This window comes from Mariniradius sediminis, assembly GCF_021491425.1.
Classification (GTDB): domain Bacteria; phylum Bacteroidota; class Bacteroidia; order Cytophagales; family Cyclobacteriaceae; genus Mariniradius; species Mariniradius saccharolyticus.
The window spans coordinates 139,753-162,981 of record NZ_JAKEVZ010000008.1; the positions used below are offsets into that span (position 1 = coordinate 139,753).

24 protein-coding genes, 1 tRNA gene and 1 riboswitch are annotated in these 23,229 nt (G+C 46.5%); of the genes, 10 read left to right on the top strand and 15 right to left on the bottom strand.

The genetic code is table 11. From position 1 onward, the window contains the following. Nucleotides 1-100: 100 nt before the first annotated feature. From L0U89_RS11800 to L0U89_RS11825, 7 genes are all read left to right on the top strand, one after another. Nucleotides 101-1,081, top strand: a complete 981-nt coding sequence (locus tag L0U89_RS11800; RefSeq protein ID WP_234861705.1) for an alpha-E domain-containing protein — start codon at nucleotides 101-103, stop codon at nucleotides 1,079-1,081. Next, nucleotides 1,078-1,818: a proteasome-type protease gene (locus L0U89_RS11805; RefSeq protein WP_234861706.1), complete on the top strand. Its 741-nt coding sequence runs from the start codon at nucleotides 1,078-1,080 to the stop codon at nucleotides 1,816-1,818. The genes L0U89_RS11800 and L0U89_RS11805 overlap by 4 nt, the downstream gene beginning before the upstream one ends. After that, complete coding sequence (locus tag L0U89_RS11810; RefSeq protein ID WP_234861707.1) at nucleotides 1,815-2,654, top strand: transglutaminase family protein; 840 nt, start codon at nucleotides 1,815-1,817, stop codon at nucleotides 2,652-2,654. The genes L0U89_RS11805 and L0U89_RS11810 overlap by 4 nt, the downstream gene beginning before the upstream one ends. A gap of 79 nt (nucleotides 2,655-2,733) precedes the next feature. Then, nucleotides 2,734-3,771 carry a metallophosphoesterase gene (locus tag L0U89_RS11815; RefSeq protein WP_369413250.1) on the top strand — a complete coding sequence of 346 codons (1,038 nt, stop codon included), beginning with the start codon at nucleotides 2,734-2,736 and terminating at the stop codon, nucleotides 3,769-3,771. 23 nt (nucleotides 3,772-3,794) lie between these two features. Then, complete coding sequence (locus tag L0U89_RS20615) at nucleotides 3,795-4,019, top strand: hypothetical protein (protein WP_369413251.1); 225 nt, start codon at nucleotides 3,795-3,797, stop codon at nucleotides 4,017-4,019. A 143-nt stretch (nucleotides 4,020-4,162) separates the two neighbouring features. Further along, on the top strand, nucleotides 4,163-4,522 hold the full coding sequence (locus L0U89_RS11820; RefSeq protein WP_234861708.1) for a DUF4174 domain-containing protein: 360 nt from the start codon (nucleotides 4,163-4,165) through the stop codon (nucleotides 4,520-4,522). A 136-nt stretch (nucleotides 4,523-4,658) separates the two neighbouring features. After that, entirely contained in the window at nucleotides 4,659-4,901 is a 243-nt protein-coding gene (locus tag L0U89_RS11825) for a hypothetical protein (protein ID WP_234861709.1), read from the top strand. Here the strand turns inward: L0U89_RS11825 and L0U89_RS11830 are convergent. Further along, complete coding sequence (locus L0U89_RS11830) at nucleotides 4,898-5,314, bottom strand: CBS domain-containing protein (RefSeq protein ID WP_040481300.1); 417 nt, start codon at nucleotides 5,312-5,314, stop codon at nucleotides 4,898-4,900. The two genes, L0U89_RS11825 and L0U89_RS11830, sit on opposite strands and share 4 nt — an antisense overlap. A gap of 528 nt (nucleotides 5,315-5,842) precedes the next feature. Here L0U89_RS11830 and L0U89_RS11835 point away from each other — a divergent pair. The 3 genes from L0U89_RS11835 (at nucleotide 5,843) to L0U89_RS11845 (ending at nucleotide 7,387) form a co-directional block, all read left to right on the top strand. Then, nucleotides 5,843-5,917, top strand: a tRNA-Pro gene (locus tag L0U89_RS11835). A gap of 241 nt (nucleotides 5,918-6,158) precedes the next feature. Next, nucleotides 6,159-6,554, top strand: coding sequence for a PAS domain-containing protein (locus tag L0U89_RS11840; RefSeq protein ID WP_008630702.1), 396 nt, complete (start codon nucleotides 6,159-6,161; stop codon nucleotides 6,552-6,554). Beyond that, complete coding sequence (locus L0U89_RS11845) at nucleotides 6,551-7,387, top strand: MBL fold metallo-hydrolase (protein WP_234861710.1); 837 nt, start codon at nucleotides 6,551-6,553, stop codon at nucleotides 7,385-7,387. The genes L0U89_RS11840 and L0U89_RS11845 overlap by 4 nt, the downstream gene beginning before the upstream one ends. 133 nt (nucleotides 7,388-7,520) lie before the next feature. On the opposite strand, the gene L0U89_RS11850 is transcribed toward L0U89_RS11845, so the two are convergent. The 14 genes from L0U89_RS11850 to gcvT all read right to left on the bottom strand — a co-directional run bounded on the left by L0U89_RS11850 (nucleotide 7,521) and on the right by gcvT (nucleotide 23,222). Beyond that, entirely contained in the window at nucleotides 7,521-8,696 is a 1,176-nt protein-coding gene (locus tag L0U89_RS11850) for a TolC family protein (protein WP_234861711.1), read from the bottom strand. Further along, nucleotides 8,693-11,782: an efflux RND transporter permease subunit gene (locus L0U89_RS11855; protein WP_234861712.1), complete on the bottom strand. Its 3,090-nt coding sequence runs from the start codon at nucleotides 11,780-11,782 to the stop codon at nucleotides 8,693-8,695. The genes L0U89_RS11850 and L0U89_RS11855 overlap by 4 nt, the downstream gene beginning before the upstream one ends. Before the next feature lie 35 nt (nucleotides 11,783-11,817). Further along, entirely contained in the window at nucleotides 11,818-13,338 is a 1,521-nt protein-coding gene (locus L0U89_RS11860) for an efflux RND transporter periplasmic adaptor subunit (protein WP_234861713.1), read from the bottom strand. 207 nt (nucleotides 13,339-13,545) lie between these two features. Beyond that, on the bottom strand, nucleotides 13,546-13,947 hold the full coding sequence (locus tag L0U89_RS11865) for a hypothetical protein (protein ID WP_234861714.1): 402 nt from the start codon (nucleotides 13,945-13,947) through the stop codon (nucleotides 13,546-13,548). 90 nt (nucleotides 13,948-14,037) lie between these two features. Next, nucleotides 14,038-14,463: a DUF1801 domain-containing protein gene (locus L0U89_RS11870; protein WP_234861715.1), complete on the bottom strand. Its 426-nt coding sequence runs from the start codon at nucleotides 14,461-14,463 to the stop codon at nucleotides 14,038-14,040. A gap of 2 nt (nucleotides 14,464-14,465) precedes the next feature. Next, complete coding sequence (locus tag L0U89_RS11875) at nucleotides 14,466-15,032, bottom strand: YdeI/OmpD-associated family protein (RefSeq protein WP_234861716.1); 567 nt, start codon at nucleotides 15,030-15,032, stop codon at nucleotides 14,466-14,468. A gap of 257 nt (nucleotides 15,033-15,289) precedes the next feature. After that, nucleotides 15,290-15,925: a hypothetical protein gene (locus tag L0U89_RS11880; RefSeq protein WP_234861717.1), complete on the bottom strand. Its 636-nt coding sequence runs from the start codon at nucleotides 15,923-15,925 to the stop codon at nucleotides 15,290-15,292. A gap of 13 nt (nucleotides 15,926-15,938) precedes the next feature. After that, on the bottom strand, nucleotides 15,939-17,186 hold the full coding sequence (locus tag L0U89_RS11885) for a serpin family protein (protein WP_234861718.1): 1,248 nt from the start codon (nucleotides 17,184-17,186) through the stop codon (nucleotides 15,939-15,941). Between the two features lie 70 nt (nucleotides 17,187-17,256). Then, nucleotides 17,257-18,429: a trans-sulfuration enzyme family protein gene (locus L0U89_RS11890; RefSeq protein WP_234861719.1), complete on the bottom strand. Its 1,173-nt coding sequence runs from the start codon at nucleotides 18,427-18,429 to the stop codon at nucleotides 17,257-17,259. A gap of 183 nt (nucleotides 18,430-18,612) precedes the next feature. Continuing rightward, a riboswitch (SAM riboswitch) is annotated at nucleotides 18,613-18,715 on the bottom strand. A gap of 381 nt (nucleotides 18,716-19,096) precedes the next feature. Next, complete coding sequence (gene pth, locus L0U89_RS11895) at nucleotides 19,097-19,657, bottom strand: aminoacyl-tRNA hydrolase (RefSeq protein ID WP_234861720.1); 561 nt, start codon at nucleotides 19,655-19,657, stop codon at nucleotides 19,097-19,099. Nucleotides 19,658-19,741: 84 nt separating this feature from the next. Next, the gene (locus tag L0U89_RS11900) at nucleotides 19,742-20,311 is read right to left on the bottom strand and encodes a 50S ribosomal protein L25/general stress protein Ctc (protein WP_234861721.1); all 570 of its coding nucleotides are present in this window, start codon (nucleotides 20,309-20,311) and stop codon (nucleotides 19,742-19,744) included. 36 nt (nucleotides 20,312-20,347) lie between these two features. Next, on the bottom strand, nucleotides 20,348-21,274 hold the full coding sequence (locus L0U89_RS11905) for a ribose-phosphate pyrophosphokinase (RefSeq protein ID WP_234861722.1): 927 nt from the start codon (nucleotides 21,272-21,274) through the stop codon (nucleotides 20,348-20,350). A gap of 104 nt (nucleotides 21,275-21,378) precedes the next feature. Further along, nucleotides 21,379-22,095, bottom strand: coding sequence for a 2-phosphosulfolactate phosphatase (locus L0U89_RS11910; protein ID WP_234861723.1), 717 nt, complete (start codon nucleotides 22,093-22,095; stop codon nucleotides 21,379-21,381). A gap of 32 nt (nucleotides 22,096-22,127) precedes the next feature. Continuing rightward, nucleotides 22,128-23,222: a glycine cleavage system aminomethyltransferase GcvT gene (gene gcvT / locus L0U89_RS11915; protein ID WP_234861724.1), complete on the bottom strand. Its 1,095-nt coding sequence runs from the start codon at nucleotides 23,220-23,222 to the stop codon at nucleotides 22,128-22,130. Nucleotides 23,223-23,229 lie beyond the last annotated feature (7 nt).

Consider the following 23,229-nt stretch of genomic DNA (forward strand, 5'->3'; position numbering starts at 1 on the left):
TTTACGAATAACTCAATAACCAATAACCCATAAATCAATTCCAACAGCTATGGTCTATCGACTATGGACTATTGACTAATGACCACTTTAATCAACGCATATGCTGAGTAGGGTAGCGAATTCGATGTATTGGCTGGGCCGATACCTGGAGCGGGCGGAGAATTACGCGCGGTTTATCGACGTCAATTTCAATTTGATGCTGGATCTGCCACCTGATTTGAAGGCCCAATGGGAACCTTTGATCTATATCACCGGCGACGAGCATTTGTACAAGCAGAAGTACACCGGATTTGACAGGAAGGACGTGGTGCACTTTTTGGCATTTGACAAGGATAATCCAAATTCCATCCTTTCCTCGATTTCCTTCGCCCGTGAAAATGCCCGCGTCATACGTGAAAATCTCACCAAGGAAACCTGGGAAAACCTGAATGAGTTGTTTCATTTTGTCCAGAAAAGGTCCGAAAAGAAAGACTGGATCAAGGATGACCCAAGGGCGTTTTTCGAAAGTGTGAAAAACCAGGTCCTTTTGCTCTATGGGCTGGCGGAAAGTACCGTCGCGAGAACGGAAGGTTGGTACTTCAGGCAGCTTGGGATGAACCTGGAGCGTGCCGACAAGACCAGCCGTATCGTGGACGTCAAATACCATATTCTGCTTCCTGCGCCTACTTTGGTCGGGACGCCGTTGGATTTCTTGCATTGGACGGCCTTGCTGAAGTCAGTCACGGCTTTCAACACGTACAGGCGACTGTATGGAAACATCGAACCCGCCAAAGTGGTGGAGTTTCTTCTGTTGAACAAGTACTTTCCGAGGTCCGCTTTTTATTGTATCAAGGAGGCCGAAAATTGCCTGCACAAGATATCGGGATATGCGGAGAGCGGGTACAAAAATTCAGCAGAAAAGGCTGTCGGCGAGCTTCGCTCGAGGTTGGAATTTACCGATGTGGAGGAAATCATCCAAGTCGGTCTGCATGAGTACATTGACAACCTTCAAGTCAAAATAAATCAGATATCCGACCAGGTGAACACCAACTTCTTCCAAATTAAGGATAACTTTATCAGCCAAAATTCAATTCAAGAATGACGTTTTGTATAGGGATTAAAACCAACAGTGGCCTGGTTGGGCTTTCGGACACAAGGATTACTTCCGGCACCGAGACGACCACTTCAAAAAAGGTCTTTACCGTCAACAGGGAAAAGCACTCGTTTTTCATCATGACTTCTGGTCTGAGATCTGTAAGGGACAAAGCCATTACTTACTTCACCGAGGTGATCGAAGAACAGGACCATAATTTCAACAAACTGTACAAGGCCGTCAATGAATTCGGAAACCAGGTCAAGAGAGTCGCCAAGGAAGACAAGGAGTATTTGGAAGAGGCAGGTTTTTCATTTAATCTGTTTTCCATCATCGGTGGCCAACTGGAGGACGATAAGGAAACAAAACTCTATCTGCTTTATCCCCAAGGCAATTGGATTGAAATCAGAAAAGGAACACCTTTTGTCATTATCGGCAATTCTGGTGCGGGTAACCCCGTGATGCGCAGATCCATGAGTTTTGAAGACTCTCTGGATTATGCCTTGAAATGTGCTTTTTTGGCTTTTGACGCGACGCGGATTTCAGCTAATGACGTAGATTATCCGATAGACACGGTCGTTTTGGAAAATGACAACTACCACATTGTCGAGAAGCGATTTGAACAAAAGCAGCTTGAACATATCTCAGCTTTTTGGAACAATAGGCTTAAAGAAGCTATCAGGGAACTTCCGACGGAGATTTTGGAGGAAGCGTTTCATGATTTGCCATTCCTCACCAAGTCATGAAGCTGCGGATTGAGCACCTGACCCAGTATAAGTACGAGCAGAAAGTAAAGCTCAACCTGCACGAAGTGTACATGATTCCCCTGCAGCGGTTTTATTTCAAGGTATTGAAGTCTGAAATAAAGGTAAGTCCGACTCCATCGGGATGGTACGAGCGGGTCAATTTTGAGAATAACCCCTACTATCAGACGTGGTTTGTAGACGAGACCAACGAATTGGAGATTCGCGCGTCATTTGAAATCCAACTTTTGGATTTCAATCCCTTTGGCTTTATCATTCATCCCGACGCGGAATACCCTTTTTCCAAATATTCCTATCCACAGCACCTGGAGCAGGCTATTTCGATTTATAAGATTCCCCATGGTTTTTCCCAATTGGAGCATTATGCGCTCTCGGTGATGGAGAACTCGGGTTCAATGGTGGAATTTTTGGTGAATTTGGTCGCATCGGTCCATGCCAATTGGAAACACGTCCATCGCAAGGATCCTGGTATTTTGCCGGTCATGATGACTTTTGACCGTAGGGAAGGTTCATGCAGGGACCTTTCATTCATGTTGATGTCTATGCTTCGGGAGTTGGGCTTGGCTTGCAGGTTCGTCAGTGGATATGCCTTCAACCCCGAGTTGGTCGAAGGTCATGAGTTGCATGCCTGGGTAGAGGTTTTTTTACCAGGTGCTTCTTGGATCGGATTGGACCCTAGCTTGGGACTCTTTACCGACAACCAATATATTCCATTGGCCGCAAGTTATAATCCCAAATACGCATCGCCAATCATCGGCACTTATGGTGGTAACTCCAAGTCCCACCTGCACGCTGAGGTTGATATAAAAGTGTTCTGAGTTTTGCTTAGCCGGATAACCTTTTCGGAGTTGAACAATTTTTTGCCAAAAGGTGTATAAGGGAGGAAAGCTAAACCACATGAATATATCGGGCCCCATGTTTTTTCTCCTCGTGATCATCACCCTCACGACCATTTTGCACTGGTATGTGTTCCAGGCGGTAAAGACAATCACCTACACTTTTGGATCAGATTGGTGGAGAAATGTCCTCCAGTGGTCGTATTGGATCGTTGCTTTGGGTATTTCGGCATATTTGGTGATCAAGACTTACCAATTGATGGGGAAAGGCGAGTTTGCATCGTCCGCCCAATCGGTTTCCAACGTGATGCTGACGCTTATTGTGACACAATTGGTCTGTGTGGTTTTTCTGCTTGGCGAGGATATTTTTAGAAATTTTCAGGCTTTTGGGACTTTCGTATTCAATGGTTTTCGAGATTTCTCATTTCCCTCCCGGACAACATGGGTGAGTGGCTTAGCCTTGTTCGCGGCTACATTGCCTTTGTTCAGTTTTGTGTATGGAATCAAATATGGCAAGTACAATTTCCAGGTCCATCGGGAAGTGCTGTATTTTGAAGATTTGCCTGACGCCTTTGATGGATTTACGATCACGCAGATTTCCGATATCCATTCGGGCAGTCTGAAGGACAAGAATGCCGTGGCCAAAGGGGTTGAAAAAGTGCTTGAACAAGGATCAGACCTGTTTGTTTTCACGGGTGATTTGGTCAATCACCGAGCGGATGAGATCGATCCCTTAAAGCCGATTTTCTCCCAAATCAAGGCTCCCTATGGGCAATTTTCTATTTTGGGCAACCATGATTATGGGGATTATGTCTCATGGCCTTCTAAGGAAGCCAAGGCGGAGAATTTCCAAATGTTGAAGGAGAAACATGGTGACCTTGGATTTAGGCTTCTATTGGATGAACACGTCGTGATCGAAAAAGACGGAGAAAAATTGATTCTTGCAGGCGTGGAAAACTGGGGCATTGGATTCAAGGAAAAAGGTGATCTTCAAAAAGCACTTTCCGGAACAAATCCAAATGATTTCAAGATTCTGCTTTCCCATGACCCTCACATTGGGATGCGCAGGTCAAAAACAGTCCGAATCCTATCCATTTGACGCTTTCGGGACATACCCACGGGATGCAGTTTGGAATTGAAACCTCGCTGGTACGCTGGAGTCCGGTTCAATACCGCTATCCAAATTGGGCTGGATTGGCGGAGGAAGCCGGCAAATACCTGTATGTCAATCGAGGATTCGGATTTCACGCCTTTGCAGGCCGTGTGGGAATTTGGCCAGAAATCACGGTAATTGAGCTAAGAAAAGGCAAGGAGCCACATGCGAATTATGCCATGAATCGAGATTGAGTGTCTTCATCGATTTGGTGGTTATTTTGAAAAGGGGATTTGAAAAGAATCCTTGCAATTGAAAAACAATTATCCGGGTTTGGGGTATTGATTTTATGAAATTGCTACTCTTCTGCACGCTTTATTTTTCTGTGATTCAAACGATGGAATTGAAATCAATTCAGGACTTGCAATGGAAGAACCGGGTTCTGGTATATTTTCCAGAAAAGGGAAAAACCATTGATGCGGCGGGATTGGAAGAGGAAATGCAGGAATTGAAACTCGTCTGGTTCAACTTGGACAAAGATCTCAAAACCAATTTCCCGCATCCCATTCATCCAGACTTTGTCCACAGCCTAAATGGCAAATTTCACGATGTTTCTCCTGGGAGTTGGGTATTGGTAGGTCTTGACGGCGGAGTCAAACTATCGGGCAAGGGTGTTCCTGACTGGAAGCTTATTTTTTCAACGATCAATTCTATGCCGATGAGGCGTGCCGAGACAAAGCGAGAAATATATTATTAGTGATTAAATGACTTTTTTGTCTAAAAATTAGATTTCGTTTAAAAAAATGTAGGCAAACTTTTAAAAATACCTTGATCAGAGTATTTTTTATAATGTTGGGATTAATTAGTTTTGAATCGCTTAAAAATCTAATTACATGAAGTTCTTTTACCTTTCGTCAGAGAGTACGGCCACCGGAGAGTTTGAGATTCATGAGAGAAATTGCCCAAAAATACCCTCACTTGCGGAGAGAAGTTACCTTGGGCCGTTTGTGACCTCAGCGGAAGCTTTGAAACAGGCAAGGAGATTCAAGCCAAAAGCTGTACTCTGTTCACATTGCAATGAACTGATTCATATTGCACCTATTGAAGCCACCAAGGTAGAGGATAGCAATTCCTAATATTGGTCCAGCATATAGCGGATAACATCCGTAGTAGTCACAATTCCCCTCAACTCCTCATTCTCCACAACCGGTAAGGCGTGAAATTCCTCCGAAGCGAAAATCTCCGCGACTGATTTGATGGTATCATCCTGTTGAACGACCCGCGGCTTCGAAGTCATGACCTGCGGTATGCTCAAAATTTCCAACACAGCCTCATCAGCACCTTCCTGATTTTCAAACAAGGCACCAAATGTAAGCCGATTGATATCCGTCCTGCTGATAATTCCACTGATTTTTTTACCGTTGAGTACGGGCAAATGCCTGATTTTATGTTTTCTAAACAGTTCTAAAACCGTGGATAGTTTTTGGTTTTCCTGTACGGAAAAGACCTCCTTGGTCATGATTTCCTTGACAGGTTCTCTCTTTTTCATGGCATGGGTTCATTTGATTCTATAGATCGAAACTACCTCTAACCTCAAAAACAAACGCTGACCAAAATCATTTAACCAATTGATTTTTGGAAGGCACCGTGGATGATTTTCGGAGTATTGCCACATTTCACGGCTGCATTCGGCCAAATATTTCAGCTCTGGATTTTCATTTCCTTGGGAAAATACTAATTTCGAACCCGAATTAGGGGTGTGGCGCATCCGCGATGGCTATCGGGACGGTTACCGCACACGTCGAGTCAAAGAGTAAAATATTAACATAAATTTCGGGGTGTGGCGCATCCTCGATGGCTATCGGGACGGTTGCCGCACACGTCGAGTCAAAGAATAAAGCATTAACATAAATTTCGGGGTGTGGCGCATCCGCGATGGCTATCGGGACGGTTAGCGTACACGTCGGGTCAAAGAGTAAAATATTAACATAGATTTCGGGGTGTGGCGCATCCGCGATGGCTATCGGGACGGTTACCGCACACGTCGAGTCAAAGAGTAAAATATTAATATAAATTTCGGGGTGTGGCGCAGTCCGGTTAGCGTACACGTCTGGGGGGCGTGTGGTCGCAGGTTCAAATCCTGTCACCCCGACTTTTGAAAGCAGCTAGAAATAGCTGCTTTTTTTGATTTGGTACTTGTCGGGAAAATAGAGCTGATTTTTTGGTGACGAGACAGTTACGAAGTCGGGCAGGTTATCGCGGATTTTATTATGCTAACGTCATATGCTTTGCTCAAGAACTCTTTATAGATTTAGTCTGGAATCAATCCTTTTCCAAAAGAAGATTATTCAAAAATGTTTCTCTAAATTTATGTAAGTCAACCACTACCCAACATGGCCTCCTACGACATCGAGATCATCCTCAATCGGCAGTTAGCTGATTGTTTGTCGATTCCAGTTTTTATTACAGACACGGTTGGCAATTTGATTTTTTACAATGAGCCTGCAGAAAAAATCCTCGGAACTTCCTTCGAAAGCACGGGGGAAATGCCTGTGTCCGAATGGGGTACGATATTCAAGCCCTTGGATGAAAAAGGGCGACCTTTGCCACCTGAACACCTTCCCTTGGTGAAGACAATCCATGATCAACTTCCTCATCATAAAGTGTTTTGGATAGAGAGCCTTCAAGGTGAGGCTGAGAAGATTTCTGTGACTTCATACCCAGTGATTGGAAGGACAGGAGCATTTTTGGGTGCGGTAGCCATTTTTTGGGAAAACAAAGACTCATGAAAGTCAGTATCAACGGAACGCGCGGATCTATTCCCACCACCGACCCAAAATCAAGTCGCTATGGTGGTAATACTTCCTGCGTCACAGTAGAAGAAGATGGACATATGTTGATTCTTGACGGCGGCACGGGAATCCAAAAAGTGCATCCTCCGTTGGGTATTTCTGGTCGGATTGATATTTTACTGACGCACCTTCATCTTGACCATATCCAGGGTCTGGGTTTTTTCAAGCCTTTGTTTGAACCCGATATCGAGGTGCATCTCTGGGCACCATTTACCTCGACTGATACCTTGCATGCGCGTCTGAGTAGGTATCTTTCGCCTCCGCTATTCCCGGTGTTACTACGTGATCTGCCATGTGAGTTGACGCTACATGAGATTTCCAACAGCCAGTTTTCGATCGGCCCATTTCTGGTCGATTCAAGATATGTGATCCACACAGGGCCTACAGTCGGGTATAAGGTAACAGGAAAAAATGCGTCCATGGCCTATATACCCGACCACGAGCCCGCATTAGGCCAGAGTGGAATAATACATGACCCTAAATGGATATCGGGTTTTGAATTGGCTGATCAGGTCGATCTTCTGCTGCACGATGGAAATTATACTGCCGAGGAATACCCAAAAAGGAAAGGTTGGGGCCACTCCAGCATGGAAGATGCGCTGGAATTTTCCAAATTGGCAAATGTGAAGCGGCTGATACTCACCCATCACGACCCGGGGCGCACAGATGATCGGTTGGACGAACTGCACACCGTTCTGGCCAAAAAATTTCATCATTCACTACCCTTTGAGTTTGCAAAAGAAGGCAGGGAGATTAGTTTGGGAGGCTGATGTAAATTGAACCAGCATGTGCCAGCTTAATGACCGTTTTTTCTTGATGTAGGTGGATATTCCAGCCAGTCCATTCCGATTTTTCAATATCCGTTTGGCCCGTTTAAATGCCATTCCTTTGGAGAGCTTACTTCTAAAGTCGGTGCCGTAGTATCTCAGCCAATAGAATCTGGTATTCATGCTCCGTCTTTAGGTAATTGGTAAAGGCCGAATAGAAGTAATTGCTTTCCAAGAAGTACTCGATCGTGGAAATATGGCCCACCGAAAGCGCCTTGTTGAGGTATTCGATATCGTTCAATGCCGAAAGGACGGAATGGTATTCTTCCAGAGTCATTCCTAGCTTCTCTAATTTTTCGGATTGCTGACGAAGCGTGAAGTAGCGCTCATTCTTGTAATCTTGTAGCACGAGACTCGAAAAGGTCTTTTCCTGTTGGCTTTGCCTCACTTGGTATTTGTTTTCCCACAGGGGGATCGTGGTACCGATGTGGAAGCCTTGAAAGCTCTGCCCCAAAATCGCCTGCTGCCGATAACCGGCCTCCAATTTGGGCAATGCAAGGGATTTGGTCAACTCTACCTGTTTTTCTGCGGAGCTATTTCCGAGAATGTAAAATTGCATCATCGGATCCATGGCTTGGATCTCAGCAAATAGATCCTCCAGGCTACCCAAAACTTCCGCGGTTGCATATTCTTTTTGGATGAAAGGCATTGGGATTCCTCCGTTTAATCCCTCAAGTTTTTCCTCAAGCTGACGGATTAGCGCCTGGTTCATCTGGTATTCCTTGTTGATCTCGATCAATTGGAGTCGGGCTTTGTTCACATCGAGGATATTGCCATCACCAGTTTGCAGTTTCTTCTCAAAATCCGCCAATAAGCGTTCGGTCATTGCTTTCCGTTCCTGGATTCGGGGGTCGAGTTTTTTTGCAAAAATCAACCCAAGGCAGGTGGTTTTGGCTTCCAGCAGGACAGACTGTCGGGTGGATAGGTACTCAAATTCATATTGGGCATCCAATTGGCCCGCCAATTTCTTTCGGATGCCGTAAGAAGTAGGGAAATCAAATGCCTGATTGACCAGCAAATCCTGTTGGTTACCGGCTGTCTCCGGAAAACCCTTCATGTAGTCATATTCCACATTGGGATTGTAAAGGGGCTGCGAGGATCGGAAGGCCATTTTTTTGGCTTCCAGGTTTTGTTGCGCGGCGATAAGGGTCTTATTGTTCTCGGCCACTGACGCCAACACCGATTCAATGTCTTGAGCGTGTGCGCTAGAACAAATGGCTAAAGCGGTCAAAAGGAAGCATATCTTTTTCATGATGATTTCTTGTCTGAGTGTGCGATCAAATACACCATCGGCACGATGATGATATTGAGTAGGGTAGAAGTGGTAAGACCGCCTAGGATGACTTTTGCCATCGGGCTTTGGATTTCGTTGCCAGGTAGGTCGCTCGCCAATGCCAGGGGAATCAATGCCAAAGCCGTGGTTATCGCCGTCATCAGGATCGGACTGAGTCGGTCTTTGGAACCGGTAACTACTGTTTGATACAATCCGAGTCCTTCTTCACGCAAGGTCTCATACCGCGAAACCTGTAAAATCCCATTTCTAGTGGCAATGCCAAACAAAGTGATGAATCCGATAATGGCCGGGATACTCAAGATTCCATTTGTGAAATAAATCGAAAGAATCCCGCCAATCAGCGCCAAAGGCAAATTGAGTAGAATGATGACGGCGATGTTGAGTCTTTTGAATTCCTGAAATAGAATCAAGAAAATCACCAATACGGCAAAAATCGACGTGACTAATAGGGTCGTACTCGCTGCCTCCTCTGCTTCAAACTGTCCGCCCAATTCGATATGGTAGCCCTCGGGAAGTTTGATTTTTTCCTCGATCGTATTGCGGATGTCGTCCACTGCTGATTTTTGATCCCGACCGGTGACGTTTGCGGATACGACTGTTTTTCTTTGGACATTTTCTCGGTTGATTGTATTTGGGCCGCTGCGGCTGACTACATCGGATACGTAGTAGAGCGGGATTTTTTCTCCGTCACCGGTATCGATTAATGACTCGGAAATGCTCTCAAGGGAATTTCTATAAGCTGGATCAAAACGTACGACGAGGTCAAAAGACCGGGCTCCTTCGTAGATTTCAGAAACTTTTTCTCCAGCAATCCCGACATCAACGACACGGTTGAACTGGCCTATGCTGATGCCATGTTGGCTGAGGAGTTCACGGTTGGCTTTGATTTGGATTTGGGGTATTTCGATCTGCGGCTCTACATGCAAGTCCACCAAACCCGGGATCTGCTGGATTTCTGCTTTGATTTGGTTGGAAATGGTATAGAGGCGATTGAGGTCTGAGCCAAATATCTTAATGGCGATATTGGCGCGGGTACCCGAAAGCATGTGGTCGATCCGGTGCGAAATTGGCTGCCCAATGATGACATTGGCCTCACTGATCTTCCCCAACTTCTCACGGACCTCCGCCATAAATTCATCCCTTTCCCTTTCCTCTAGGCGATAGGGCACTTCGATTTCCGAGGAATTTACACCTTGGGCATGTTCGTCCAACTCGGCCCTGCCCGTTCGTCTCGTGGTGGAAATAATCTCCGGGATCGAAAGGAGTGCATTCTCCACTCGCGTTCCAATCCGATTGCTTTCGTCCAGTGACAATCCCGGCTTCGCAATCACAGTGATTGTCAATGACCCTTCATTGAATTCGGGGAGGAAACTTCTTCCCAATTGCGAAAAGGCTAAAAGGGCCAAAACGAACATTGCCAAAGCTGACCCGATAAAATATTTCTTGTACCCAAGTGCCCATTCCAAAAACCGCCCATAATAGTCTTGGAGGTGTCGGACCAGCCAACTCTCTTTCTCCTGTTTTTGGAGGCTTTTTTCACTAGAGAGCATATAGGAACAAAGTACCGGGGTGAGTGTTATGGCAATGACCAAGGAAGCAAACAGGGAAACTACGAATGCAATTCCCAAGGGCATCAGCAGTCTTCCTTCCATTCCCGAAAGAAAGAACAGCGGCATGAAGGCCACGATGATAATGAAGGTCGCATTGATGATGGAATGCCGAATCTCAAATGAGGCGTCCAAAATGACAGTTAACTTGTCCCGTTGTTCCAAGAGTGGCTTTTTGGCGTTTTCCTTCAATCTTTTAAAGACGTTTTCGACATCGATGATGGCATCGTCCACCAAGTCTCCGATAGCGATGGCCATGCCGCCGAGACTCATGGTATTGATGGTGAAGCCAAGCCATTTCAGTGTGAGAATCGCCACCAGCAGGGAAATAGGAATCGCAAGAAGCGAAATGGCGGTCGCCCTCCAGTTCATCAGAAATAGAAATAAAACAATAATCACGAAGGCGCTTCCTTCCCAAAGCACTTTTTGGATGTTGCTGATCGAGTTATTGATGAAATCAGCCTGCCTAAAGACGCGCGTATCGATATGGATGTCAGCAGGGAGTGTTTTTTTCAGATCAAGAAGCGCATCATCGATTTTTTGCGTCAATTGGAGGGTGTTGACTTCGGGTTGTTTTGAAATGGAGAGTACCACAGACGGCTGTCCATTGTTGGAGGCGTCACCGATTTTTGGGGCAGCGCCAATTTGTACAGTGGCTATATCTTCGATCCGGATGACATGGCCATCGGTTTTTTTGATGATGGCACGGCCAATTTCCTCAACGCTGTTGGTTCTTCCAATGCCTTTGATCGTGTATTCGTTTCCATAGTTATAAATAAATCCACCTGCCGAATTGCCGTTTGATTCGGTGCCGGCTTTGACAAGTTCATCCAAGCTGACATCGTAGTAGAGCATCTTTTGTGGGTCAGCCAGGATTTGGTATTGCTTGTATTCGCCTCCGTAGACGATTACCTGTGCTACGCCCCCCGTCGAAAGCAGCCGTGGACGAATGACCCAATCGGCTATAGTCCTCAAGTCCATTTTGGATGTGCTATCTGCGGTAAGGCTGACAAACATGATCTCTCCCATGATGGAGGATTGGGGGGCCATCACGGGCGTGCCTACACCTAAAGGGAGCTTGTCAGTCACAGTGGCCATTTTCTCATTGACGATCTGTCTCGCGCGGAATGGATCCGTATCCCATTCAAACTCGACCCAAACTACCGAAAAGCCGGTCGTCGACGCACTTCTGACCCGACGCACATTGGCGGCACCGTTGACGGCCGTTTCAAGCGGAAACGAAACAAGGCGCTCAACTTCCTCAGGAGCCATCCCATGCGCTTCGGTTAGAATGACAACTGTCGGCGCGGTCAAGTCCGGAAGCACGTCCACATCCATATCGAAAGCGACATAGGTGCCGAATAGCGACAAAAGCGCAAAACCCACCAAGACGATGAGGCGGTTATTTAGGGAAAATTTTAAGATATTGTTCAGCATGTGATTTCTGTTTGGAGTGAAAAAACCTGATGAAATCAATGCGAATGGCCATGTTCGGGAAGTTCGCCTGAGGCACTCGCCAATTTGATGGCGTACGCACCCTTGCTAACGACACGCTCTCCGGCCTTCAATCCGCTTCTGACTACAATCATTTGTCCATCTGTGCCTCCAAGGTTGACTTCCCGTTTTTCGAAGGTTTCCCCACCTTTTTGGACAAACACAAAAAACAATCCTTGCTCCTCCATCAACGCTTCAAGCGGGATCACAACGGAATTTTCCTTCGCATTGGTTTTAAGAAAGACTTCGACCACGACGCCGGGGATAATTTGTCCGACATTGTCGATTTCGAAGGTAATCGGTACAAATGGGGAAGCAGCCGAAGTGGTTTTTCCAAAGGAAACGACCCTTCCGTTCATGCTTTTTGTACTAAATACTTCAGGATGTCCGGCCATTTTGAAATTGGCACCAGAGATTTCCGGGAGTTTCTGGAAGTATTTTTGGGAAACCTGTGCCTGAAGCAGCAGCTTTTTATTTTTTGAAATATGTGCCAATGGCGTACCTGCTTCGACAAATTGCCCCTCGGATACGAGGATGTTTTTAAGGAAGCCGGTACTGGGAGAGACCACACCTTGACCTGCGGCTGAATAGTTCTTGGCAACGACCTTGTATGTGTTTTGTGCCTGCTCGTATGCAGTCTTGGCACTGAGATAATCCTTTTCCGAGATGATCTTATCTGGAAGCAATGCCTGCGCCCTTTCAAATTCAGCTTTGGCCCGCTCGAAGTTAGACTTTGCTTCCAGGTAAATTACCTCAGGATTGGATTGGGTAAGGTCGGAGGCGGCGATGGTAAACAGCTTATCCCCGGCGGAGATTGCAGATCCGATGATGGTCTTGTTTCCTGAAAATAAGACCGTTCCACTGGACTTGGCAGTGAGCACTGTTTCGTCACCAGGCGCAGAGAGGATCGTTCCCGTGGTTTTGATGATTTCCTGAAATGGGACTTCAGCCGCTGGGACGGAAAGGAACTCCGTACCCCATGATTGGTCCTTCAGGTAGGTGATTTCAGTTCCTGAAGCCGATTCCTTTTTGCGAAGTTCTGCAGTTGCCCTGCTGGAAAAGACTTCGACCTGTCCCAGTTCAAAAGTTTCTTTTCCCATCTCTCCTTCAAAATGAATCTCCAACATACCATTTCCGGCAACCTGAGGTTGGATATCTACATGAAATATTCCCGGTTCGGAGGGCTTGTCTGCTTTTCCCTCAATTTTTTTCTCATCGATTGAAAGAATTGCTCGAACGCTGCCGGATTCGGCTGGTAGGAACCGGGTTCCTATTAGGGAGACGTGGATGTGAAGGGTGTTTTCTTGATTTTGAATCAGGGGTTGAAAGTCGACGAATAACTCCGCATTGGTGGAATAGGCTGTGAGTGATATCGATTCTGTATCCAAGGCGACTTCGTGTGAATGATCATGCCCGTCATCTTGGCTATGCTCATTGGGGGATTGGCACGAGGCCAGGCCACACAAAATGCCGATCAAATAAAAGAGTGGATTTTTCATTTTTGAATGGTTTTTTGGTTCCAAAACTGCCTTCGATTCCCCCGGGGCCTTCGGAGTGGTTCATTTCCACAATCGGCCCATAAGGGAATTTTTTAATCGAAAACCGCGACGCAGCTTTTGGAACTTGATCTGAAATCAAATGTCGGTGTGTAATTAAATCCCGGTTACACTGGAAGGCATAGCAGCAGTGTCCTGAGTGGGGAATTATTAACCCAGTGCAGGAGGCGCACGGAGGCCCCGAATATCAGATTGGTTTGAAAAATGGAAATCGGGTGGCGGAAGTGCCCAATCTTGGCTTTGTAAGGCCACAAAATCATAAAACAAGGTTTGGTGGAAAAAAGCCACAGAAGCTTTTTTTTCTGACTTCTTCTTCACCAATACATCCACTTCCAAATGGTCGAAATAAACCATTCCGGCGTGGTTGTGTGCTACGAGAGAGAAGATGTTACCCAACAAACCTTCATGCGAATGAAGTTGATCGTTTGGATTTTCGGGCGTTGCCTTATGCTCATCCCCACTATGCCCGTGATGGCAATGTGGGATGAGGTTGTGCCCCATCATCAGTGCCACTGATAACGTCAGGAAAAATATGGAGATACGCCGTTTCATATTTGAAATAGAAAATTACTCAAATTCCAAGTTCCTGAAAACCAATCGGGCTAATTTAAAAAAGGTCTTAGTAAAGTTAAGGATGCTGGGTCATTGCTGGGGGTAAAGTGCGAGGGTTTCCTGTATGCTTGCCTTGACCATTTTTGCGATAATTTCTGGATTGGCATCGGCCAGTTTATTGATGTATACGCAGGATTTTGCCGCTTTGTGTTTCCCAAGTTTGGAGAGTAGGTCTGCATGTTGGCCCCTGACATCGCATGACATATAAAGGCTGATGGACCCTTTTCGGGGGGAAAATCCTGCCAAAGGTGCATCACCTTCATGTCCAGAGGCATATTTGTAGTGATAGCTACCGAAACCGATGATGGATGGTCCCCACATTTTCGGAGGATAGCCGCTGGCATCCTCGAATATCTTGATCAACTCTCTACTGTCGGCTTGCTGCTGTTTTGACGCCAAAGCAGCAATAAATTCTTCCACGGATGCGGAGGTTTCTTTTGTCTTGTTTTCAGCCATGGTTAGCGGGGTTTGTATTTGTCATTAAGTCCTATTCCAGCCTTGATCATTGGGGTGATTTTTTCCAGTCTTGTGATTTGGGTTTCCAGCCTTTTTGCCTCATTGATATGGGTCGCAAATTCTTTCTTTTTGGAAAGGCTTAGCTTTTCGAAGGCCTCCTGTAAATCTTGATTTTCCGCTAAGGCTTTTTCGAGGATTTCTGGTAGATCGAGTTCGGTGGTCTTTTCCGTCACCCATCTCTTGCCAGCCTTTTCATTTTCGATTGTCTCACGTAGATAGGATAGGACTCGATCTCGATTGATATCTTCCTTGGATGCAAAGCGCCACTGCCGCATGGCTTTGGTCTTACCTTCTTGGGCATTGTTGAGCACTCCCAAGGGATCTGACAAAAATACGCCTTGGTAAAACCACAGTCCGACATAGGATTTGAAGGGTGCAATTCCTACAAGATTGGCCCCGTTGTAAGTGTACACATCGATGCCCCACTTGATGCTTCGTTCCATTTCTGTCTCGGCCAAAATGGATCTCAAAAGTTCGAGTTCTTCCTTCCAATTGTCTTCTTTTATCATCGGTGGTCCTTGGTTTGGATTCCCCAATTTACCCAAAAATCGGATTTCACGGCTGTGTTTTTCTGGATAAAGAAGATAAGGGGCTTGTCTAACACCAGAAAATGTAGTATCGGCGGTAGAGCGGATAACTTTTCTACAACCTCCACGACGGTGGAAATTGCGGCGTCTCTTCCTTATTCATCGGGCTTGACCATGACATCATGGATCAAAGGTCTGATTTCGGGAAAATGATGGATGTTATCAAAAAGGGAAAAACTTCATGGCCACCTCATGATTGGTACGATAAAGTTTGCGGCAGCCCAACTGACATCCAGTTCTTTTTGTGCCTTTATGGCTATTTCCAGAGGTTCAAAGCCAGTTTTCACATCTTTGACCACAAAACTTTGAGTCGAATAAGTTGATGACTCCCAATCCAATCCGTTGTCGAATGCCCATTCCAAGATTGCAGGTATATCTCCTTCGTTGTTTGGATGGATTGAAATTCCGTTGACCAAAGTCCATGGAATCTGGTCATTTATTCCATTTCTATCAAGTCTGAACCTCGGTGTAGCCGCGGCAACAAATTCATCCTGATTGAGGATTTCCAAAGATTGATAAAGGTCATCACATTCTTTGGATGTTAACCCAAAAGGAACCCTAATTGAGAAATTTCCTACAGGGAACAATTTTTCGTCTAAAAACTCATACCGATCAAAAAGAGATCGGATTTGGGTTTCCAAATTCTCAGAATCCAAAAACTCCACCCATAACACGCCTGTGATAGGTGTCAGTGACGTCGGTTCCCCAGATATCGCATACAAATAGCTAACCTCACAGGTTGGCTCAGGTAGTTCTTTTTCATTGGAACAAGAAGCTAGGATCAAGAATGGCAAAAGAAGCAGGATTCTGACCATGCATTTGCGGAAACTAAATTATCGAAGGATTCCCCAATTTACCCATAAAAAGAATAGCACCGCTGTGTTTTTCTTGGATAAAGAAGATGAATGGCTTATCCAATACCAGCACCTGGGGTATCGGTGGTCCCGCGGACGTTTTCTCGACAACCTCCACGACGGTGGCCGCAGCGGCTTCGCTGCCTTTTTCATCCACTTCTATCATGGCATCATGGATGACCCGGCTGATCTTTAGTTCATCCGTGGGATTGGAAAACAGCTTGGTGAAGTTTTCCCTGCTAAAGGAGAAAGGCTTTACCAATCCCATTTCTATGAGATCGTCCTTCATGTTGCCCATCTTCTGCCGCAGCTTGAATTTTGGCATTTTCAGAATCAGATTCGTCTCGGTGCTGTTTCTGCGCCATGATTGGATGTTTTCCCAGTTTACGAGCTGGGCGATCTCATTGATATTGCCTTGTGGATGGTAGAGGACTCCCATGCTGTATTGGCCGGTGCTGTAGGGGATTTCTATGTATTGGAAGCCATTGACAAAAGCCACCTTAAACGTGGAAGCTTTTCCAAGATCCATCATGTCTACTTGTACGCTTTGGCCGGGGGCAGGAAAAAATGGCTCCTTCTTGGTGTTTTTTGCTTCAAACTGGTATTTCCAGTCTGCCTTGAAATAGATGGCGTTGACCAGGTACATGACGGCATTTTCAGGAATTCTGTCCAACATATCCTGAATTAGGTTGTTGGTCTGCTTTTCGATCCAATCGTTGATTATGTTAACAGATTGCGGATCCAGCATGTCCAATCCCGCGATCTCTGCATCATAATATTCCTGTGCTGTCTGTTTGAAGGGAACCTGCACTTGGTATTCTTTTTTGTACCAAATGGCATTGGCAATGGCCAATTTGACTTTCGGATCTACTTGCAGTAAAAATTCCCGAAGATCTCTGCTGCCAGCGTTTGCTTGATCGAGGCTGATGTTTCCATAGCGCAGTACATCGACAAATTCCTTCAGCACATCGCCCTCATTGCCGTTCATGGTCATGGAAAGTGCCTGATGGATACTATAGGGGCTGAAGAATTGGTTGGTTTTCGCCGGGTCGTAAAGCTGCTGGAAAAGATCCAAGGCAAACTTGCCGCTTGCATCGGACAATTCGACTTCTGCAGCGGATAGGGTACGGAGATTTGGTTCAATGGGCTTCAGGTCTTCGGAAGGCTGGCAAGCCGCCAAAAAGACAAGCACAGCCGCAATCAGAATTTGGTAGGTTTTCATGGGTAATGGATTTGTATTCCTATGACGGCTTACTCGTTGGAAACGCTACACGATGCACTGAAAGTAGTGATCATTGTGTCGATAAATCCAATGCCCTTTCCACATCTTGGATAATGTCGTCCACATGCTCAAGGCCTACCGAGAGGCGCACCAAGCCGTCTGAAATCCCCACCAGTTGCCGCTCATCCACGGTAAGTTTGCTGTGTGTGGTGGAAGCCGGATGCGTCACAATGCTGCGGCTGTCGCCAAGATTGGGCGTGATAGAGACCATCTGAAGGGAATCGATAAACCTTTGGGCACGTTGGATACCTCCTTTTAGGGAAAGCGTAATGATGCCTCCTCCTTGCTTCATTTGTTTTTTTGCCAGGTCAAACTGTGGATGCGAAGGAAGGAAAGGATATTTCACAAAATCCAAATGTTTGTTTCCCCCGAAGTATTGTGCAACCCGGAGTGCATTGCTGCAATGCCGATCCATGCGGACAGCCAGGGTTTCCATGCTTTTGGCGAGCATCCAGGCATTGAAAGGGGAGAGGGCCGGGCCGGTATGCCTCGCAAAGAACTCCACTTCCTTGATCAGTTCTTTTTTCCCCAAAATCAATCCGCCCAAAACGCGGCCTTGTCCATCGATGTACTTGGTAGCCGAATGTGTCACGATATGTGCACCCCATTTGGCAGGCTGCTGTAGGTAGGGTGTTGCGAAGCAGTTGTCGACCACCAAAATCAAGTTATGTGTTTCGGCGAATTTACCTGCCCATTCGAGGTCTATGATCTCCAAACCTGGATTGGAGGGGGTTTCGATAAAGAGCATCTTGGTGTTTGGCCTCAGGAGGCTTTCCCAGTTTTGGATATCCGAAATGTCCCCATAAGTGGAGGTAATGCCCCATTTTGGAAACACGCGGGTCAATAGCTGGTGGGTAGATCCAAATAGCGATCTGGATGCCAAGACATGGTCACCTTGCTGCAGGAGTGCGGCAATGCTTCCAAACATCGCGGCCATCCCTGAAGCTGTAGCAATTCCGGCTTCGGTCCCTTCTGCGGCACAGACTTTTTGGATTAAGTCGGAAGTGTTGGGATTGGCGTAGCGGGAATAGATATTTCCCTCGATCTCCTCCGCAAACATTTGACGGGCTTCCTCAGCTGATTCGAACGTGAAGCTTGAGGTAAGGTAAATCGGGGCGGAATGTTCCCTTTGGTTGGATTTGGAAGTGGAAAGCCGTATGGCGTCAGTTTCGAAATGGGACATAGGTTTGGAGTGGGGAGTAATTATTGGTTGGTGGTAAATAGACAATAGTCCATAGACGATAGTCCATGGTTGGTGGGTTTCGGATTGGAAAGTCTTTGTATAATCCTCAGGGAAAAGGCCTCAAGCCTAAAAAAATCCAGTGATCGAAGTTGGCTAAGAACAGAAAGCTTTGTCATAATCTCCAATTTATAGTTCCCAGATGGGCAGGTTTTGGCACCTTTTCATAGTTTTTGAATGGTTGCCAGAGGGTCGTCGAGCCTGTTCTCTCGCCTCTTCTTTATAAATCAGTTTCCTGAAGTGCTGCAAAGTAATGCATCAGGGCTTGGAATTGCAAGGATGTGGGGAAATTGATTTGAACTTGAGATGGGAGATATGAGATATGAGATACGAGATGCGAGAGACAAGAACCAAGAAGCAAGAAGCAAGAGGCAAGAGGCAAGAACCAAGAAGCAAGAGAAAGAAACGTAACTCGGATTTAAGGTCGGGTATCGGGAATTCAATCCCTGGAGTCTGATTTGGGAAATCTTGGGTGAATTTTTTGGCTACGGACCCTTGACCCCAATCCCTTCCATAGACGGATGTCTTTCGACCCACCAACCCAAAACCATGGTCTATGGACTTTTTACCTAATAACCAATAACCAATAACCACTAACCACCAAGTCCCTTCACTCATTGAACTGCGTCATGGTCATATGGATGCCGATGGTGCAAAAGCTAAGGCACATATCGATGGCCTTGTCCATGAAAATCGGGAGTTCGTCAAATTCCTTCGCAGTGAATCTTCCCAAAACATACTCAACCTGCCGTCCTTTTGGGAAATTATCCCCAATGCCAAACCGCAAGCGTGGATAATCCTGGCCACCAAGCAGTTCTTCGATATTCTTTAGGCCATTATGCCCGGCGGATGAGCCTTTGGCACGCATGCGCAGTTTTCCAAAAGGCAGCGCGACATCGTCCACAATCACCATGATGTTTTCCTTGGGAATTCCCAATTCCTTCATCCAATAATTAACCGCCTTCCCGCTGAGATTCATGTACGTGGTGGGTTTGATCAAGTGAATCTGCCGGCCCTTGTGTTTGAATTCGGCGGTAAAGGCAAGGCGGTTGCTTTTCCAATCGGCGCCTTCCCGGTCTGCCAAGCGGTCCACAGTGAGGAAGCCGACATTGTGCCGCGTCAGTTCGTATTCGGGGCCAATATTGCCAAGACCGACGATGAGGTATTTCATGGTGTAAGTTTCTGGTAAGGTGTGCAAAAATAAAGATTCCTGCCTTTTTGGGGCAGGAATCTGATTTTGGATTGGAAGAAGTTACTATTCTTTCTTGCCTCTCAATGCTCTTGGAATACCGATAGTCGCGATGGTCACGTTTGGACTTGTAAGGATTTCAAAGCCCTCAGCCTTGACATCACTTACTCTCACTGATTTGCCCAAGTCCAAATTTGAAATATCAGCTTGGATCTTATCGGGAAGGTTTGCTGCCAAACCTTTCACTGCCAATCTTCTGGTTTTGAATTCCAACTTTCCACCTTTCTGAACGCCGGGTGCTGTACCTACGATTTCGACCGGGATTTCAAACTTGATCGGTTTTTCCGGGCTGAAAGCTAGGAAGTCGGCATGCAGCATCATTTCGCTCACTGGGTGAAACTGGGTGTCTTTCAAAACTGCCTTCATCTTTTCACCCTCGATATTCAGGTCTACGATGTGTACATCCGGTGTATAAACGAGGTCTTTGAACAAAATAGCTGGCGTGTAGAAGTGGATTTGCTCTTTCAGGGCAGGTCCATAAACTACGCATGGAACGTTGCCTTCTTCACGGATTTGGTTCAAGTCCCCTTTTTCGAGATTTGCTCTTTTAAACCCTATAATCTCTACTGATTTCATAAAATTTGTTTTAAGTGTATATAATTGATTGAAATTCTAGATGAACAACGCACTGATGGATGTATTTCCGGTCACTGCGTGGATGGCTTTGGCAAACAGATCGGCTACTGACAATACCCTGATTTTGGAAGAAGTCTGTTTCATCGGAATCGTGTCGGTGACGACAAGCTCCTTAAGGACAGAATTCTCGATATTCTCGTAGGCTTTTCCAGAGAGTACACCATGAGTGGCAATAGCCCTGACTGAGATTGCGCCTTTTTCCATCAGGATTTGGGCTGCTTTGCAAAGTGTGCCCGCCGTGTCGACCAAGTCATCGATCAATATGACGTCTTTGCCTTCCACGTCACCGATTACCTGCATCGATGCGACTTCGTTGGCCCTTTTTCTGTGCTTATCACAGACAACCATTTCTACTTCGAAATGCTTTGCATATGCCCTTGCCCGCGCGACTCCGCCCACATCCGGTGCAGCGAAAATCATGTTGTCAAGGTTCAGCCTTTCCAAATAGGGCACAAAAATAGCTGATCCGTTCAAATGATCCAAAGGTATGTCGAAAAAACCCTGGATTTGTCCAGCATGGAGGTCACAGGTCATGATTCTATCTGCGCCAGCTGAGGTAAGCATGTTGGCAATCAATTTGGCGGCAATCGAGACCCTCGGTCTATCTTTTCTGTCCTGACGGGCATATCCATAATACGGGATTACGGCACATACCTTGTACGCACTGGCCCTTTTGGCCGCATCGATCATCAGGCAAAGTTCGAGGAGATTGTCCGCCGTGGGGTTGGTGGATTGGATCAAAAAGACCGTGCATCCTCTGACTGACTCGTTGAAGCTAGGGGAAAGTTCGCCGTCGCTGAATTTCGACATGGTCAGGTCGCCAAGTCGTTTTCCATAGTATTTGGCGATTTTTTCTGCAAGCTGAAGGCTATTGGTACCGGAAAAGAGTTTGACCTCTGACATATTTTGATGGCTGGTTTTCGGTTGGGAAGGATTTGTTTTGCGCTTGGAGCAAAGGTAGATAAAATTGATTTGTTTAAGTATTTACCTACATCGATTCTGATATTTTATTTGGTTTTTTGAGCAATCAGTTCATTTCCACTCAGAATCCCAAGCAAATCATATTTATTGAGTGTGAGACAAAAATCTATATCCGCCTCGATATTGTGATTCTGCAGCCGCTTGGCGTGCGACGCTTGTCCCAAGAACAGGTTGAGGCGATGGGCATTGTCCTGATAAAGGTTTTTCATCGCGAAAACCGTATCACAGTCCGTGTCAAACTGCGGGAAAAGCAAACCCGCCAAAGCACCCGCATACAGCGAATCCTCCAAGTTGAACTTTCCTTTCCATCCTGCGCACAGGATCAAGACATCCTCGGGAAGTCCGATCAAAAAATCTGCCGTTGCCTTTAGGTTGACGAATGCGCCGATAATCACCCTTGTCGCCTCAGCCTTCGTTTTCTCTATGGCAAGGGTGCCATTGGTGGTGGTCATGGCGATTTTCTTGCCCGCATAGGCACCATCCAAATAGGCAATCGGGGAATTCCCCAATTCAAAACCATCCGCGGTCAGCCCGTTGCGTTCGCCGGCGATCACGTAGCCCTCGGCGGCTTTGGCACGGCAGCTTTCCAAATCCATAAAGGGGGTGATCGAGGCTACGCCATTGGCCAAGGCGGCCATCATGGTCGAAGTGGCCCGGAAAATGTCCACGATCACCACGTTTTTGCCTGCTACTTCATACAAATGCAGCAGTTCTGGACTGACGCAGATTTCTACTTTTTTCATAGGAGCTTGGAAATGGTCTTGGCTTCGGATGCTCACTTCTTGTAAAGTGGAAGTTTTTCGACCTTCGCGGCCAGGTTTTTGTTCCGCACGGTGATCGCAATTTCGGTACCGGGTTGGGCATACTCTGACCGGACGTAGCCAAGGCCTACGCCGACTCCCATGGTTGGGGAAATGGTACCGGAGGTCACCTCACCGATGGCTTCACCCGCCGCATTGACGATGGGGTAGTGGGCACGGGGAATGCCTTTTTCCTGAAGGATAAAGCCCACCAGCTTTTTGGAAACACCCGCTTCTTTTTGTTTTTTCAGGTTTTCCGAGTTGATAAAATCCTTGGTGAACTTGGTGATCCAACCCAATCCGGCTTCCAAGGGCGATGTCTCATCGTTGATATCGTTGCCGTACAGGCAATAGCCCATCTCCAAGCGCAGGGTATCTCTTGCACCGAGGCCGATTGGCTTGATACCATGGGACTTTCCTGCTTCAAAAATGGCTTTCCATACCCTTTCCGCATCCTCGTTTCTGACATAGATCTCAAAGCCGCCTGCACCGGTATAGCCCGTGCCTGAGATGATCACATCTTTGGCCCCGGCAAAGTCGCCCACGGTGAAGTGGTAAAACTTGATCGCCGACAAATCCACCGCGGTCAGGGATTGAACCGCCTCGGCGGCTTTAGGCCCTTGTATCGCAAAAAGCGAGATTTCATCGGAGATGTTTTTCATGTCGGCACCCATGGTGTTGTGTTGCTTCACCCAGTTCCAGTCCTTTTCGATATTGGAAGCATTGACCACGAGCATGTATTTTTCATCTTCCAATTTGTAAACAATCAGGTCATCGACGATACCGCCTCGGTCGTTGGGGAAGCAGGAGTACTGCGCCTGTCCGATGACCAACTTGGATGCGTCGTTGGAAGTGACTTTTTGGATGAGATCCAAGGCTTTGGGGCCGCTGATGATAAATTCCCCCATATGGGATACGTCAAAAACCCCAACCCCTTCGCGCACGGTTTGGTGCTCTTCGATATCAGAACTGTACCTGACGGGCATATTGAATCCGGCAAATGGAACCATTTTGGCTCCCAAACTGACATGGAGGTCGTTGAGGGGGATGTTTTTGATATTTTCTGTCATGACGAGG